The following is a 14,446-nucleotide window of genomic DNA, read 5'->3' on the forward strand; positions in this document are numbered from 1 at the left end:
GCGTGGGCTAAATCATGAAAGTATCTTACCAATGGTTGTCGCAGTATGTGGATGTCAGCGGCTATTCGGCCGCCGAGCTGGCGGAGAAGCTGACCCGCAGCGGCATTGAAGTCGATATCGTGGAAAGCCGCAACAAAGGCGTGTCGCAGGTGGTTGTCGGCTTCGTCAAATCGCGCGAGAAACACCCTGACGCGGATAAGCTGAGCGTCTGTATCGTTGACGTCGGCCAAGGCGAGGATCTGCAAATCGTATGCGGGGCCAAAAACGTAGCCGCAGGGCAAAAGGTGCCCGTCGCCGTCGTCGGCGCGAAGCTGCCGGACGGTCTCGTTATCAAGCGGGCGAAGCTGCGCGGCGTCGAGTCGCAAGGCATGATCTGTTCGGCCAAGGAGCTCGGCTTGAACGACAAGCTGCTGCCGAAGGAAATTCAAGAAGGCATCCTGGTGCTGCCGGAGGATACGCAGGTCGGCGCAAGCATCCTCGACGTTCTTGCGTTGAACGACGAAGTGATGGACTTCGACCTGACGCCGAACCGGTCCGACTGTCTCAGCATGCTGGGCGCAGCCTACGAGATCGGGGCGATTCTGGGCCGCGAGGTGAAGCTGCCGGATGCGGAAGCGGGCTTGAACGACAGCGCGGCAGCCGTCAAAGCGGCTGACCGGATTTCCGTGGAAATTTCGCACAAAGAGCAGTGCTCGCATTACGCGGCGCGTCTGATCGAAGGCGTGAAAATCGGGCCGTCGCCGCTTTGGCTGCAAAACCGCCTGATGGCTGCCGGCGTGCGTCCGATCAACAACATCGTGGATGTGACCAACTACGTCATGTTCGAATACGGCCAGCCGCTGCACGCTTTCGATGCGGATCAGCTGAACAACGGCCATATCGACGTGCGGCTTGCCCGCGAAGGCGAGAAGCTCGTGACGCTGGATGATGCGGAGCGCACCTTGGAACCGCATATGCTGTTGATCACCGACGGAGTGAAGCCGGTCGCGCTAGCGGGCGTCATGGGCGGCGCGAACTCCGAAGTGTCGGACGGAACGACGCGCATCCTGCTGGAGTCGGCCAACTTTGCCGGTTCCTCGGTCCGCAAAACGTCGCGTCAGCTCGGACTTCGTTCGGAAGCGTCGCTGCGCTTCGAGAAGGAAGCGAATCCGGAAGCAGTCATTCCGGCGTTGAACCGCGCGGCGGCTCTCATCGCCGAGCTGGCCGGCGGCCAAGTGGCGTCCGGTATCGTCGAAGCGGTGGCGGGAGAGCGCAAGCTGGTGCAAATCGAGTTGACGGTAAGCCGCATTAATGGATATCTCGGCACGGAGCTGTCGGTTGAAGATGTAAAGGCGATCTTCGAACGGCTGAATTTCACGGTTGAGCCGTTGGAGCAGGACGGACTGCTGGTGCATGTGCCGAGCCGCCGCGGCGATATTACCCGCGCGGTCGATCTGATCGAGGAAGTGGCCCGTCTGCACGGCTACGACAACATCCCGACCACGCTGATGAACGTGGTCACGACGCCAGGCGCGCTTACCCGGGAGCAGGCGATCCGCCGCTTGACGCGGACGCTGCTGACGGGCAGCGGCCTGCATGAGGCGATTACGTACACGTTCACGCATCCGGAGCAAATCCGCCAGTATGCGGGCGCTTACCGAGACGCGAAGCCGATTGCTCTGGCGATGCCGATGAGCGAGGACCGCAGCGTGCTGCGTACGAGCCTGATCCCACATTTGCTCGATGTGGCGGTATATAACCGGAACCGGAATCAGGACGATGTCGCCGTGTTCGAAATCGGCCGCGTATTCGTAACTAGTGAGGAATCGCTGAGCCGCCAGCCGGAGGAGAAATTGCAGCTTGCAATTTTGTTAACGGGCAAACGAAGCGAGCTGCATTGGACCGGCAAACCGTCCGATGTCGACTTTTATGATTTGAAGGGCATTTTCGAAGGGGTAGTATCTTATCTCGGAATCGATGGCATCCGGTACGAGGCCGCCCAGCCGGAAGGCTTCCATCCGGGACGGAGTGCGCAGATCGTTGTCGAAACGCCGAGCGGCAGCCAGACTATCGGAACGATCGGCCAGCTTCACCCGGCGCTTCAGCAGCAAAAAGACCTTGCGGACACATATGTCCTCGAAGTAGAGCTGGGTACGCTCACGCAATTGGCAAGCGAAAGCTTTGCCTACCGTCCGTTGCCCCGTTTCCCGTCTATCGGCCGGGATATGGCGCTCGTCGTGGACCGCAGCGTTCCCGTCGGCGATCTGCTCGCCAAGACACGGGAAACCGCAGGCAGCCTGCTCGAATCGATCCAGGTGTTCGACATTTACACTGGCGAGCGGCTTGGCGCGGATAAGAAGAGCGTGGCCATCTCGCTGGTTTACCGCACTCCGGAGCGGACGCTGACGGACGAAGAGGTCAGCGAGCTGCACGGCCGTGTCGTAGCGGCCCTTGAGACCGGGTTCGGCGCCGAGCTTAGGAAATAATTCCCTCGCCTTTTGACCGGCAAAAGTCTGAAAAAGACAGCAGGAAAAGCGATTCTCCGTATCGAAGTCTATAGGATACGGAGAATCTTTTTTGTGTTTCGGAAAGGGGAGCAAGGCGAGTGAGCGGTGAAGAAAAAGTTCGGATGACCGTCGACATTTATGGTACCCAGTACAAGCTGGTTTCGAAATCCAGCCCTTCCTATATAAAGCAAGTGGCCTCTCTGGTGAACGATCAAATGCACAAGATCTCGGAGAGCAGCCCGCGGCTTGATTTGCCTAAAATCGCGGTGCTTGCGGCCGTCAATATGGCGGACGAATGGAGCCGGATGCGTCATGATTTTGAGTCGGTATTGGAGCGTCAGCGGCAGCTTGAACATGCGAGCGAAGAGCTGGAACGGTTAAGCGAGCGCCATGCGCAGCTTCAGCAGGAGCTGGAGGCGGAGCGTGAACGGCTGGCCAAGCTCGAAGCGGAGCGCGGGGAGCAGCAGGCTTCGCGGGAGCGCGCCGAAGTGGAAGCGACAGCGCTGAGGGCCGAGCTGGAACCGCTTCGTGAGCATATGACTACTCTCGAAAGCGAGCTCGCCGAAAGCCGGGAGCGATTGACTGGCCAACTGGAACTGAGCGGCGAGCTGGAGCGCAAGCTGGCTGAGACGCTGGAGCGGGCGCGCGAGTTCGAGGGGCGCTGCGCAGCCGAAGCGCAGGAAGCGGAACGCCGCGGACAGCGGATACAGGAGTTGGAGCAGGCGAAGCAGGAGCTTGAGCGCCGGGCGGCCGAGCAGGCCAAGGAGCGGGATGGCCTGCGGACGAAGATCGCTTCGCAGGAAGTGCAGCTGAGCAAGCAGGCGGAAGCGGAGCGTCAGACGCAGGAGCGGCTGACAGCCCAAGAGAACCGGGCACGCGAGCTGGATGAGCGGCTTCAGGCTACCGAGCTGGCGCGGGGCGAGACGGCGAATCGGCTCGCGGAGCGTGAACAGCAGTACGCCGAGCTGAGCGACCAGCTCGACGGACTACAGGAGCAGCTTTCCGGCCAGCAGCAGGAGATCGAGCTGCAGGTGGCGCTTTATAACGAGCTGCAGGAGCTGAGCGAAGCGAAGGAACGCGAGCTTCGGGAGCAATCATCTGTAGCGGAGGCGAAGCTGGCCGAGCAAGCGCGTGAAGCGGAGGCGCAAGCGGCAGCGGCGAAAGCGCAATTGGCCGCGGCAGCAGCGCAGCAAGCGGAGCTGGAACGGCAGCTCGCAGCCGAGCGGGATCGCAGCCGCGAGGAAGCAGCTGCGGCGGAGGCGCTGCTGGCGGAGCAGGCACGTGAAGCGGAGGCGCAGGCGGCCGCGGCAGCAGCGCAGCAAGCGGAGCTGGAGCGGCAGCTCGCAGCCGAGCGGGAGCGTATCCGCGAGGAAGCAGCGGTGGCAGAGGCGCTGCTGGCGGAGCAGACGCGCGAAGCGGAGGCGCAGGCGGCCACGGCGAAAGCGCAGCAAGCGGAGCTGGAGCGGCAGCTCGCAGCCGAGCGTGATCGCAGCCGCGAGGAAGCAGCCGCAGCGGAGGCGCAGGCGGCCGCGGCAGCAGCGCAGCAAGCGGAGCTGGAGCGGCAGCTCGCAGCTGAGCGTGGGCGCAGCCGCGAGGAAGCCGCAGCAGCGGAGGCGCTGCTGGCGGAGCAGGCGCGCGAAGCGGAGGCGCAAGCGGCAGCGGCGAAAGCGCAGCAAGCGGAGCTGGAGCGGCAGCTCGCAGCCGAGCGTGAGCGCAGCCGCGAGGAAGCCACAGCAGCGGAGGCGCTGCTGGCGGAGCAGACGCGCGAAGCGGAGGCGCAAGCGGTAGCGGCGAAAGCGCAGCAAGCGGAGCTGGAGCGGCAGCTCGCAGCCGAGCGTGAGCGCAGCCGCAAGGAAGCGGCCGCAGCGGAAGCGCTGCTAGCGGAGCAGGCGCGCGAAGCGGAAGCGCAGGCGGCAGCGGCAGCAGCGCAGCAAGCGGAGCTGGAGCGGCAGCTCGCAGCCGAGCGTGAGCGCAGCCGCGAGGAAGCGGCAGCAGCGGAGGCGCTGCTGGCGGAGCAGGCGCGCGAAGCGGAGGCGCAAGCAGCCGCGGCAGCAGCGCAGCAAGCGGAGCTGGAGCAGCAGCTCGTAGCTGAGCGGGAGCGCAGCCGCGAGGAAGCCGCAGCGGCAGAGGCGCTGCTGGCGGAGCAGGCGCGCGAAGCGGAAGCGCAGACAGCCGCGGCAGCAGCGCAGCAAGCGGAGCTGGAGCAGCAGCTCGCAGCCGAGCGGGAGCGCAGTCGCGAGGCGGTATTCGCGGCGAAGGCGATGCTGGCGGAGCAAGCGCGCGAAGCGGAGATGCACTACGCCGAGCGTGCGGCGGAGATGAAGGAACAGAAGCGCCGGCTGGAGGTGCAGCTTGGCGAGCAGTTGGAAAAGACGCGCGAGCAGCTGCAGCGCGGCGACGGACTACAGTCCGAGCTGGAAGCCCTGCGCAGCAAGCGGCGCGAGCAGGAAGACGAGCTTGCGCTGCAGCAGGAGCTGTACAACGAGCTCGAAGGCGAACTGGCCGCATTACGGGAACAGAGCGGTGCCCAAGAGGCGGAGCTGCAGCGCAAGCTGGAAGCGCTGGAGCGGAAGCGTGCCACAGAGCTGGCCGAAGCGAAGCAGCAGTTCGACGAAGAAGCGGCCGCCTTGGCGGTGCGCATCGCGCAGCTTGGACAGCAGCTTGCCGAACGGGAGCAGCGCAGCGAGATGCAGGCGGCGCAGGTCGACGAACTGCGGGCTAAGCTTCGTGAACAGGAGGAAGAGATTGGCTTGCATCAGGAGCTCTATGACGAGCTGCAAGGGCTGCATGACGAGTTGGCGCGGCGTTTGGCCGAGCAAGAAGCGGGCCTGCGCGAAGCGGCGGCTGCGCAGGAGGCGCGTCACGAGGAATTCCAGCACCTTCTCGGCGAGCGCGAACGCGAGCTTGCCGACCAGCGCCGGGAACGCGAAGCGGCCGTAGAGTTGAGCCGTGCCTTGCAGGAGCAGTGTGCTGCGCTAGAGGATCGGCAGCAAACGACGCAGAACGAGCGGGTGACGTTAGAGCAGCGGTTGGCTGCGCAGGAAGCGAGAATCGCCGAGCTGGCCGAGCAAGCGGTGCAAGGAGCTCAGCTGCGGATCGAGCTGGCGGAGCAAAAGGACGAGCTGGAGCTTCAAATCGAGCTGTATAGCGAGCTTCAAGAGCAGCTTGCTGAGCAGATAAAACAGCACAAAACGTTGCAGGCCGAATATGGACAGCATCAGGTGAAGGCGGAGCAAGTATTCGAAGAATTGCAAAACTTGAAATCCGAGTACAAGAAGCTCCAGATCGAATATAACGAATGGATCGAGCTTGTAGAGAAGGAATAGCGAATGAACGGATTGGATTACACCGTTCTGGCGGTGCTCGCCGTCGGAACGGTTCTAGGGTTCGCGCGCGGCTTTATCGGTCAACTGATATCGGTCGTCGGTCTTGTGGCGGCGTACTTGATCGCCTTTTTCTTTTATGACGACGTGGCGCCGCTGGTGGGCGGTACGCTTGCGTTATCCAGGCATGAAACCTACCAGAAGTATGAATTTTTAGCCAAAGGCTTGAAGCTGGACACTTACGTGTATAATGCGTTGGCGTTTGCAATATTGTTCTTCGGAGTCAAAATCGCATTCAGCATCGGCGGGCGGCTGCTGAACTGGCTGGTGGCGGCGCCGGGACTCAAGCAGGCCAATCAATGGAGCGGCGCCGCGCTCGGCTTCGCGGAAGCGGCAGTTATCGCGGTGATCGCCGTCCATGTCATGACCGTGATCCCGAACGACGGCGCGCAACATCAGCTTAAACACTCCATGCTGACGCCATACGTTCTGGAACATACGCCGATTTTGACCGATAAGCTGCAGGAGCTTTGGAACAACCGCATCGGACAGGTCAAAGCGGGGGAATCCTGAAACCGCAGACTCGAATGACGGAAAAAAGGGCTTGCTTCATCGCTTGGAATAAACCAAGCCGTGGAGCAGGCCCTTTTATATCCTTTAAAATTTAAATAAAAAACGGCCCCGTCCGTCCCGCAGGACAAACGAAACCGCTTTGGAAAAATTCGCCGTCAGGCTGGTCTTATTCCACAATAAGCTTGGATTTCATCGTAGCATGACCTTGGCCGCAAGGTAGAGAGCAGATGATATCGTATGTGCCGGCCTTGTCGATTTTTACCGTCTTGGTCTTGTTGTTGTTGTCCAAACCGACGTTTACGCCGCTGATTTGCACGGCATGCATGCCTTGCTTGTTTTCCAGCGAAAACGTCACGTCCTCGCCTTTTTTCACTTTATATTCTTTCTGATCGAACTGGAAATTCGTGGCCACCAATTTTACCTGCTGAGCCGCCGAATTGCCGTTGGCCGGCTCCGAAGCTTTCGGGGCTTCTTTCGCGCCGCACGCGGACAAGGCAAAGATCAAACCGACTGCTGCCATACTTACAATCCATTTTTTCATTCCGGTCAGTCCCCTTTCACAGCCATCATGGAATATTTTTCTTCCCCCATGATACAGCAACCGTCGGCCTAATGGCTGTGTCGGAACGGTGACAACAATATGAAAACATCGTGTCACCCCCTGTCGAAGCTTACTTTGGCTAGGAGCTAAGCTCCCGGATCAGTCCGGCAAGCTTTCGCAGGCCAAAATTAAGGCGTTCTGCCGATTCGAAGGAATAAGAGAGCCGGATGTATGGCCCGCCGAGCGAATCGTACACCGTCCCGGGGTTAAACAGAATGCCCTCCTGCAGCGCGCGTGCGAACAGCGCATTCATGGACACCGGAGGCACGATCCGCAGCCATATGTAAAAGCCGCCTGCAGGCACGTTCCATACCGCAAGCTCCGACAAATGCTTCCGCAGCATGTCCAACACATCGTCGCGCCTTTGCCTTAACACGGCACGCACCCGGCTTAAATGCTCTTCATGAAAGCCTCGTTCGAACCATTCCGTCAGCGCCCATTGGGAGAGCGAGCTTGACCCGTAATCGGTCTGCATTTTGAGATCCGCGAGCCGCCGGATGACCGGCTCCGGTCCGACCATCCAGCCGGTGCGCAGGCCCGGACCGACCGTCTTGGAGATGCTTCCCAAGTAAAGGACGAGTCCGCTCGGATCGCGCGCTTTCAAGGGCGGAGGCGGCGGGGCATCCAACCATAGCTCGCGATAGACGTCATCCTCGATCACCGGCAGCTGCAGCCGCTCGCATTCCCGCAGCAGCTCGATGCGCCGCCGCTCCGACATGACGATGCCCGTCGGGTTGTGGAAGGACGGTATCGTATACAGCATCCGGTTCGGCTGGGGCTTCAGTTCGGTCAAACCGCGAAGTCGAATGCCCTCCGAATCCATCTCCAGCCCCACTAACCGGACCCCGGCGGAGTGAAATACATGCAGGGAATGCAGGTAGGAGGGGTTTTCCGTAATCATGGTGGCTCCCGGTTTGACGAGTCCGAGGGAAATAAGCTGCAGGGCTTGCAGCGCTCCCGAGACGATCATGATGGAGGCGGGAGAAGCGACGATGCCGAGCGCTTGCAGGTGGCGGCTTAGCTGTTCCCGCAGCGGCAGCAGCCCACGCGGCTCTTCGTAGCCGAGCGTGTGAATGCGGGAGGCAAGCCGTCCGAACACCTCCCCGAGCAGCGGCTGCGGATACAGCGACGGAGACGGCTCTCCCGTGCTTAAACGGATCATCCCGGCTTGAAATTCCGTCTCATTGATCGTTTGGATAATCGGCAGATTGGGCCGGTGCCAGCCGGCCTGGACATACGAATCCCAGTCGGGCGGGGTGCGCGAGGTTAGCAGGGACCACGGATTGTTCACCACTTTCGTGCCGCGGCGGCCGTCGCCTTCAAGCAGCCCGTCGGCGATCAGCTCCTGAAGCGCCGTGACGACTTTGGACCGATTGACGCCGAGCGCCTCAGCCAATTGTCGCTGCGTCGGGATGCGGCTGCCGATCGGCCACTCGCCGTTTTCGATTTTGCGTTTCATATAGGTCTTGATTTGCAAATAGAGCGGCAGCGGCGAATTCTCGTCCGGCTGCCAGTCGATGCGGTACATAAGCGGTCATCCCTCCGTACGAAGCGGTTACTCTGATTGTAGCAAAGATTGTTTTGGTTGGGTACTTTACCAACCGTTTGGTTGAAGACTTTTCCGCCGGGGGAGGTATGATGGACGAAGACCAGATTTATTCAGATAGCTTCAGGAGGAGAGAGGACATGCAAGCGGTACTGCACGGATTTATTTTGGCTTTGGGGTTGATCCTCCCATTAGGGGCGCAAAACCTGTTTGTTTTCCAGCAAGGGGTTGTTCAGCGGAGGTTCATCCTTGCGCTGTCTGCTTCGGTCACAGCGGCCCTATGCGACACGATTCTGATTTTGGCCGCCGTTTTAGGCGTTTCCGTTGTCATTTTTGCGTTTGCTTGGGTGAAGACGGTGCTGCTCATCGCGGGCGCCGCCTTTTTGCTCTATTTGGGCTGGAACGCTTGGAAAGCCGCATCGGCTTCGGGACCGCCCGTTCAAAGCTCGCCCGAGTCGTTCCGGATTTCGAAGCAAATTGCCTTTACGGCGTCAATCTCGCTGCTCAATCCGCACGCGATTTTCGATACCGTCGGCGTGATCGGAACGAGCTCGCTGAACTATACGGGAGCGGATAAAGTCGGGTTTAGCGCTGCGGCCATCGTCGTATCATGGCTGTGGTTTATCGGGATGGCCAGCGTCGGTCGGATCACAGGAAAGCTGGATGCTTCCGGACGTTTCCACGCTTGGCTGAACCGGATATCGGCTCTGATGATTTGGGGGACGGCTTGTTATTTGATTTACTCCTTATTTGTATGACCGTATTCCGTGAAGACGAAGAAAATCGGCCGCAGACGCTCATGCCTGCGGCCGACTTGCTTACTTGGCGTTCTCACGACCGGAACGACCTTGCTCAAACGGTGTTTTCGCCGGAATGAACAGGTCGATGATTCCGATAACCAAGGCAGCCAAGATTGCACCGATAATGCTTGTCGATACGCCGCTCACGATAAACTGGGCGAGCCAAATGATTAGTGCGCTCGTTAGAAAACCGATAACCCCCCGGCCGAACGGAGTGATCTTTCTGCCAAATATTCCTTCAATGACCCACGCCGCGATCGCGATGACCAAGGCCAGGAAAAAGGCGCTCCAGAACCCTCCGACCTTAAAGCCGGGAACGATCCAACTGACAATCAGCAGCATTAAGGCGGAAACGATAAACCTGACGAGATGTCCAAGCAAGTGCATCGTGAAGTTCCTCCTTCGTGTCTTTGCGGTACTCATCAAACGCTTTCGGTGCTCCTCATAGGTTTTCCCAAGTCTTCGGCTTTATAAGTGGCAATGCTTAGCGGAAATTCATTAGCTTTACTTCCCCGACTTGGATATAATAGCAATGAAGAGAGCTTTTACCGGCAAGAAAGGTAGGTTTCTATAACGAAAACCATGAATACGAACAAGACATCATACAATCAAAAAATATTGGCGACGCTGGATTTTCGGGTGGTGCTCGAGCGTTGCGCGAACCATGCTGCGACATCGCTCGGCAAAGGCCGGGTGGAGGAGCTTGAACCAAGCGGCGATTTTCATGAAGTGAAGCGCAGACTGCAAGCGACCGACGAAGCGGTCAACGTGGACCGCTTGAAGGGCGGCGCGCCGTTTGGCGGCATCCGCGACATCCGGGCTGCGGTCCATCGGGCGCGGATCGGCGGCATGCTGAACCCGGTTGAGCTGTTGGATATTGCGATGACGAATCAAGGCGGCCGCCGGCTGCGCAGGTTTCTGGAAGCGACGAACGAAGATTACGCCATTCCGCTGCTGCTTGACCTGCTTGAGCCGATGACGGACCATAAGGACTTGGAAGAACGGATTCGCGGGTGCGTCGACGAGAACGCTCAAGTGATGGATACCGCAAGCCCGGAGCTGCTGAAAATCCGTCAAGAGCTGCGGTCGAGCGAATCGAAAGCCCGCGAGCGGCTGGAACAAATGGTGCGCACGCCGTCCATTCAAAAGATGCTGCAGGACAATATCGTAACGATCCGGGGAGACCGGTACGTCATTCCCGTAAAACAGGAATACCGCGGTCATTTCGGCGGCATGATTCACGATCAATCAGCTTCCGGGGCGACGCTGTTTATCGAGCCGGAAGCGGTCGTGCAAATGAACAATCGCGTGCGTGAATTAAAGCTGAAAGAAGAGGCGGAGGTCGAGAAAATTCTCCGCATACTGTCCGCCCTCGTAGCGGATAGCACAGAAACGCTGCTCGTTAACGTAGAGTCGTTAACGGAGCTTGACTTTATTTTCGCCAAAGCGGGCGTCGCGCGAGAGATGAAGGCGACGCTGCCGCTGCTCAACGACCGCGGTTTCATTAAGCTCAAGCGCGGAAGGCATCCGCTCATTCCCGCGGAAAGGGTCGTTCCTCTTGACGTGGAGCTGGGCAACCGCTATTCCACGATCATTGTGACCGGACCGAATACGGGCGGCAAGACCGTTTCGCTCAAGACGATCGGTCTGCTGTCGCTCATGGCGATGGCGGGGCTGTTCATCCCGGCCGAGGAGGGCAGCCAGCTTTGCGTATTCGATGCGATCTATGCGGATATCGGGGACGAGCAAAGCATTGAGCAGAATCTCAGTACGTTTTCCAGCCATATGACCAATATTATCCGGATTCTCAAAGAAATGACGCCCAAGAGCCTTGTGCTGCTCGATGAGCTGGGAGCCGGAACCGATCCTGCGGAAGGCTCGGCGCTGGCCATATCGATCCTGGAGCATATGCACCGGATGGGCTGCCGGATCGTAGCGACGACGCACTACAGCGAGCTGAAGGCTTATGCCTTCGACCGACAGGGCGTCATCAACGCCAGCATGGAGTTCGACGTGCAGACGCTGAGTCCGACGTATCGGCTGCTTGTAGGCGTTCCCGGGCGAAGCAACGCGTTTGCGATCGCGGAGCGCCTCGGTCTGGCGAAAACGATTATCGATCATGCCCGCGGCCAGGTCGGCGAGGAGGATCAGCGCGTTGAATCGATGATCGCCACGCTCGAAGAGAACCGGCTGCAGGCCGAGGCCGAGCGCGAATCGGCGGAGCGAAACCGCCGCGAAGTCGAAACGCTGCGCGAGCAGCTTGCCGCCGAACGCCGGCGCTTCGAGGAGCAGAAGGATAAGCTGTTCGAGCGTGCGGAGCGCGAGGCGGAGGAGGCGGTGGCGAAAGCCCGCCGCGAAGCCGACGAGATCATCACCGAGCTCCGCAGAATCCAGCGCGAGGAAGCGGGCGGAGTGAAGGATCATAAGCTCAGCGAGCTGAAAAAGCGGATGAACTATGCCGCTCCCGAGCTCCGAAGCAAGTCCAAGGCCGGTACGCCGCGCAAAAAAGCCGACCGTATCGAGCCGGGCGACGAAGTGCTGGTGACGAATCTCGGTCAGCGGGGACATGTGGTCGAGGTCGTGAGCGAGACGGAATTCACCGTACAGCTCGGTATTCTCAAGATGAAAGTGAACAAAGCGGACCTGGAGCTGCTGAAGCAAGCCTCCGCCCAGAAAAAGCCGCAGCAGCAGGCTACTTCCAGCCTGAAGCGGACGCGCGACGAGAACGCCAAGATGGAGCTGGATTTGCGCGGGGCCAATGTGGAAGAAGCGATCATCGAAGTGGACCGCTTCCTGGACGAATCGTACTTGGCCAATTTCGGCCAGGTGTTCATCATTCACGGCAAAGGCACCGGTGTGCTGCGGACCGGCATTCAAGAATTTTTGCGCAAGCATAAGCACGTCAAGAGCTTCCGCATGGGAGCTTACAACGAAGGCGGCGCAGGGGTCACCGTGGCCGAGCTGAAATAGAAGCAGCCCGCTCTTCCTTCGGTTTCAGCGGGACCGCACTCATCTTAAAAAATTTTTTCGACAACTGAAACTCTGGCCCGCATCTTCCGTATATACGAGTGTAAGCATCGATGTTTGTGAAGCTCTGCAGGCTGAAGCGATATGTTCAAACCACCGTACAGGAGGAATTTTAACATGGGAATTTTCAAAAGATTGCGTGACATGACGATGGCTTCGATTAACGATCTTCTGGACAAAGCGGAAGACCCGGTAAAAATGCTCAATCAGTTCCTTCGGGATATGGAAGAAGATATTTTGGAAGCCGAGTCGGCGGTTGCAAAGCAAATCGCGATCGAGAAGAAGTTCAAGCAGCAGTACGAGGAAGCGCAGGAAATGGTTCAAAAACGCGAGGAGCAAGCGCTCAAGGCGCTGGAATCCGGCAACGAGGATTTGGCCCGCCGCGCGCTGCAGGACAAGAAAGAGCATCAATTGCGCTTTGACGAAATGAAGCAGCAATACGATACGGCGAAAGCCAACGCCGATCGTCTGCGTAACCAATTGTCCGAGATGAAGGACGAATTCAGCAAGATGAAGAACAAAAAGGATATTTTGGTAGCCCGTGCGGAAGCAGCCAAGGCCCAAAAGCAAATCAACCAGGCGATGAACGGCTTCGGTACCGACAATGCGGCGAAAGGCTTCGACCGGATGAGCCAAAAGGTGATGGAGCTTGAAGCGCAGGCTGAAGCGAGCAACGAGCTGCGGTCCAAAGACAAGAGCCTCGACGACGAGTTCGAAGCGCTCAACAAAAACACCGGCGTCGACGATGAACTGGCAGCGCTTCGTGCGAAGCTGGCGGCCAAGAAGCAAGCGGAGTAAGCGACATAAAGAGACTGAAGGCCTGACGCCTTCAGTCTCTTCGATGTTAAAAACTCACCTTGATTGAGGCGAAAGGCAGGGTGGATTGTTTATGGCGGATAAAGAGGTGGATTTTTTGCTGAGCAACCCTTATGTTGAGACGCTGGCGTTTTTTTCGATCGCCGTGCTGGCGCTGATTGTCTTTTTGGCGATTTTCGAGCTGGTAACGAAGTATAAGGATTGGGACGAGATCAAGAACGGCAACTTGTCGGTAGCGATGGCGACCGGAGGCAAAATATTCGGGATATGCAACCTGTTCCGTTTTGCGATCTTGAATAACGATTCGGTGCTGCATTCGTTGATTTGGGCAGTGTACGGCTATGTACTGCTGCTGGTGGGTTATTTTATTTTTGAGTTTTTGACGCCGTATTTCAAAATCGACGAGCAAATCCAGAAAGACAACCGGGCCGTAGGCTTTCTTTCCATGGTCATTTCAGTTTCGCTGTCCTATGTGATCGGCGCCAGCGTGACCTGATGCCGGGGGCCGGCGAAGGGCCGGCCACAATCGGATCGTTCTTCAAGACCGGAGGAGGAAGAGTCCTTGTGAAATATTTATGGGGCACTTTACTTGCGCTTGCGCTTGTTTTTTTGGGCGCGGGCGTTTACTATTTTATTAAATTTGCATAGCGTGAAGGCGTAAAACAGACCTTCACCCGCCGCCGCTAAGGGGGATGACGCGTTTGTCACAATCAGAGAATCAGGTTTGCCCGTGGTGCCATACGGAGATCGTATGGGACCCGGAAATCGGTCCGGAAGAGGAATGTCCGCACTGCTTTAACGAGCTGGGCGAGTACCGCAGCCTTAATTTGCAGGTGGAGAGTTCCGAGTCGGGTATCCAATATGACGATGAGGAAGAACCGGATAACGAGCTGGAGTTGTCGGATGAGGAACTGCAGCTGGCAGACGACTACGGGGAAGGCGTTCAGCAGCTGCTGGACAGTCAAGAGGAAGCGCCGGAATGTTCATCCTGCCACAGCTTTATGCTGCTGGCCGGCACCGAACCGGCTTCGGAGGCCTTTGTTCCGTTCGTGCATCCGGCGCTTGCCAAGCCGCTTCAAGCTTCATTCGGCGTTCAGGTTTACTTGTGCCCGTCCTGCTTCAAAGTTGAACGGCAGTTGACGGAAACAGACCGGCTCGCGTTGGTCGAGCAGCTTCGGGAGCATGGAACCAAGAAATAAGAATAACTAAAAAGGAATTCGGAGCAGGCGTTTGCCGGCATCCGGGTTCCTTTTTTTGGCCTTCATTCATGATTT

Annotated in this window: 11 protein-coding genes; 8 read left to right on the forward strand and 3 right to left on the reverse strand. The window is 58.6% G+C overall.

From position 1 onward, the window contains the following. Positions 1–14 precede the first annotated feature (14 nt). The 3 genes from pheT to NLX71_RS10245 all read left to right on the forward strand — a co-directional run bounded on the left by pheT (position 15) and on the right by NLX71_RS10245 (position 6,382). Positions 15–2,465 carry a phenylalanine--tRNA ligase subunit beta gene (gene pheT, locus NLX71_RS10235; protein WP_254363518.1) on the forward strand — a complete coding sequence of 817 codons (2,451 nt, stop codon included), beginning with the start codon at positions 15–17 and terminating at the stop codon, positions 2,463–2,465. A 119-nt stretch (positions 2,466–2,584) separates the two neighbouring features. Continuing rightward, positions 2,585–5,812 (forward strand): hypothetical protein, encoded by a 3,228-nt coding sequence (locus tag NLX71_RS10240; RefSeq protein WP_254363519.1) that lies wholly within the window; start codon positions 2,585–2,587, stop codon positions 5,810–5,812. A 3-nt stretch (positions 5,813–5,815) separates the two neighbouring features. After that, positions 5,816–6,382, forward strand: a complete 567-nt coding sequence (locus NLX71_RS10245; protein ID WP_254363520.1) for a CvpA family protein — start codon at positions 5,816–5,818, stop codon at positions 6,380–6,382. Positions 6,383–6,548: 166 nt separating this feature from the next. Here NLX71_RS10245 and NLX71_RS10250 read toward each other — a convergent pair whose 3' ends face one another. Continuing rightward, positions 6,549–6,923, reverse strand: coding sequence for a cupredoxin domain-containing protein (locus NLX71_RS10250; RefSeq protein ID WP_254363521.1), 375 nt, complete (start codon positions 6,921–6,923; stop codon positions 6,549–6,551). Positions 6,924–7,062: 139 nt separating this feature from the next. Beyond that, complete coding sequence (locus tag NLX71_RS10255) at positions 7,063–8,511, reverse strand: aminotransferase-like domain-containing protein (RefSeq protein ID WP_254363523.1); 1,449 nt, start codon at positions 8,509–8,511, stop codon at positions 7,063–7,065. Between the two features lie 158 nt (positions 8,512–8,669). On the opposite strand from NLX71_RS10255, the gene NLX71_RS10260 reads away from it, so the two are divergent. Continuing rightward, positions 8,670–9,287 carry a LysE/ArgO family amino acid transporter gene (locus tag NLX71_RS10260; RefSeq protein WP_254363524.1) on the forward strand — a complete coding sequence of 206 codons (618 nt, stop codon included), beginning with the start codon at positions 8,670–8,672 and terminating at the stop codon, positions 9,285–9,287. 60 nt (positions 9,288–9,347) lie between these two features. On the opposite strand, the gene NLX71_RS10265 is transcribed toward NLX71_RS10260, so the two are convergent. Then, the gene (locus tag NLX71_RS10265; RefSeq protein ID WP_254363525.1) at positions 9,348–9,716 is read right to left on the reverse strand and encodes a phage holin family protein; all 369 of its coding nucleotides are present in this window, start codon (positions 9,714–9,716) and stop codon (positions 9,348–9,350) included. Between the two features lie 195 nt (positions 9,717–9,911). On the opposite strand from NLX71_RS10265, the gene NLX71_RS10270 reads away from it, so the two are divergent. The 4 genes from NLX71_RS10270 (at position 9,912) to NLX71_RS10285 (ending at position 14,371) form a co-directional block, all read left to right on the forward strand. After that, positions 9,912–12,299, forward strand: coding sequence for an endonuclease MutS2 (locus tag NLX71_RS10270; protein WP_254363526.1), 2,388 nt, complete (start codon positions 9,912–9,914; stop codon positions 12,297–12,299). A 174-nt stretch (positions 12,300–12,473) separates the two neighbouring features. Then, the gene (locus tag NLX71_RS10275) at positions 12,474–13,154 is read left to right on the forward strand and encodes a PspA/IM30 family protein (protein WP_254363527.1); all 681 of its coding nucleotides are present in this window, start codon (positions 12,474–12,476) and stop codon (positions 13,152–13,154) included. A 91-nt stretch (positions 13,155–13,245) separates the two neighbouring features. After that, entirely contained in the window at positions 13,246–13,668 is a 423-nt protein-coding gene (locus tag NLX71_RS10280; RefSeq protein WP_254363529.1) for a DUF350 domain-containing protein, read from the forward strand. Between the two features lie 196 nt (positions 13,669–13,864). Further along, positions 13,865–14,371: a hypothetical protein gene (locus NLX71_RS10285; protein ID WP_254363531.1), complete on the forward strand. Its 507-nt coding sequence runs from the start codon at positions 13,865–13,867 to the stop codon at positions 14,369–14,371. The last annotated feature ends 75 nt before the right edge of the window (positions 14,372–14,446 follow it).

It is taken from the genome of Paenibacillus sp. MZ04-78.2 (assembly GCF_024213375.1).
Taxonomy (GTDB): domain Bacteria; phylum Bacillota; class Bacilli; order Paenibacillales; family NBRC-103111; genus Paenibacillus_G.

Coding starts and splice junctions, on each gene's coding strand:
- NLX71_RS10280 (WP_254363529.1), top strand. CDS start 13,246: ATGGCGGATAAAGAGGTGGATTTTTTGCTGAGCAACCCTTATGTTGAG.
- NLX71_RS10265 (WP_254363525.1), bottom strand. CDS start 9,716: ATGCACTTGCTTGGACATCTCGTCAGGTTTATCGTTTCCGCCTTAATG.
- NLX71_RS10260 (WP_254363524.1), top strand. CDS start 8,670: ATGCAAGCGGTACTGCACGGATTTATTTTGGCTTTGGGGTTGATCCTC.
- NLX71_RS10285 (WP_254363531.1), top strand. CDS start 13,865: ATGACGCGTTTGTCACAATCAGAGAATCAGGTTTGCCCGTGGTGCCAT.
- NLX71_RS10245 (WP_254363520.1), top strand. CDS start 5,816: ATGAACGGATTGGATTACACCGTTCTGGCGGTGCTCGCCGTCGGAACG.
- pheT (WP_254363518.1), top strand. CDS start 15: ATGAAAGTATCTTACCAATGGTTGTCGCAGTATGTGGATGTCAGCGGC.
- NLX71_RS10255 (WP_254363523.1), bottom strand. CDS start 8,511: ATGTACCGCATCGACTGGCAGCCGGACGAGAATTCGCCGCTGCCGCTC.
- NLX71_RS10275 (WP_254363527.1), top strand. CDS start 12,474: ATGGGAATTTTCAAAAGATTGCGTGACATGACGATGGCTTCGATTAAC.
- NLX71_RS10250 (WP_254363521.1), bottom strand. CDS start 6,923: ATGAAAAAATGGATTGTAAGTATGGCAGCAGTCGGTTTGATCTTTGCC.
- NLX71_RS10270 (WP_254363526.1), top strand. CDS start 9,912: ATGAATACGAACAAGACATCATACAATCAAAAAATATTGGCGACGCTG.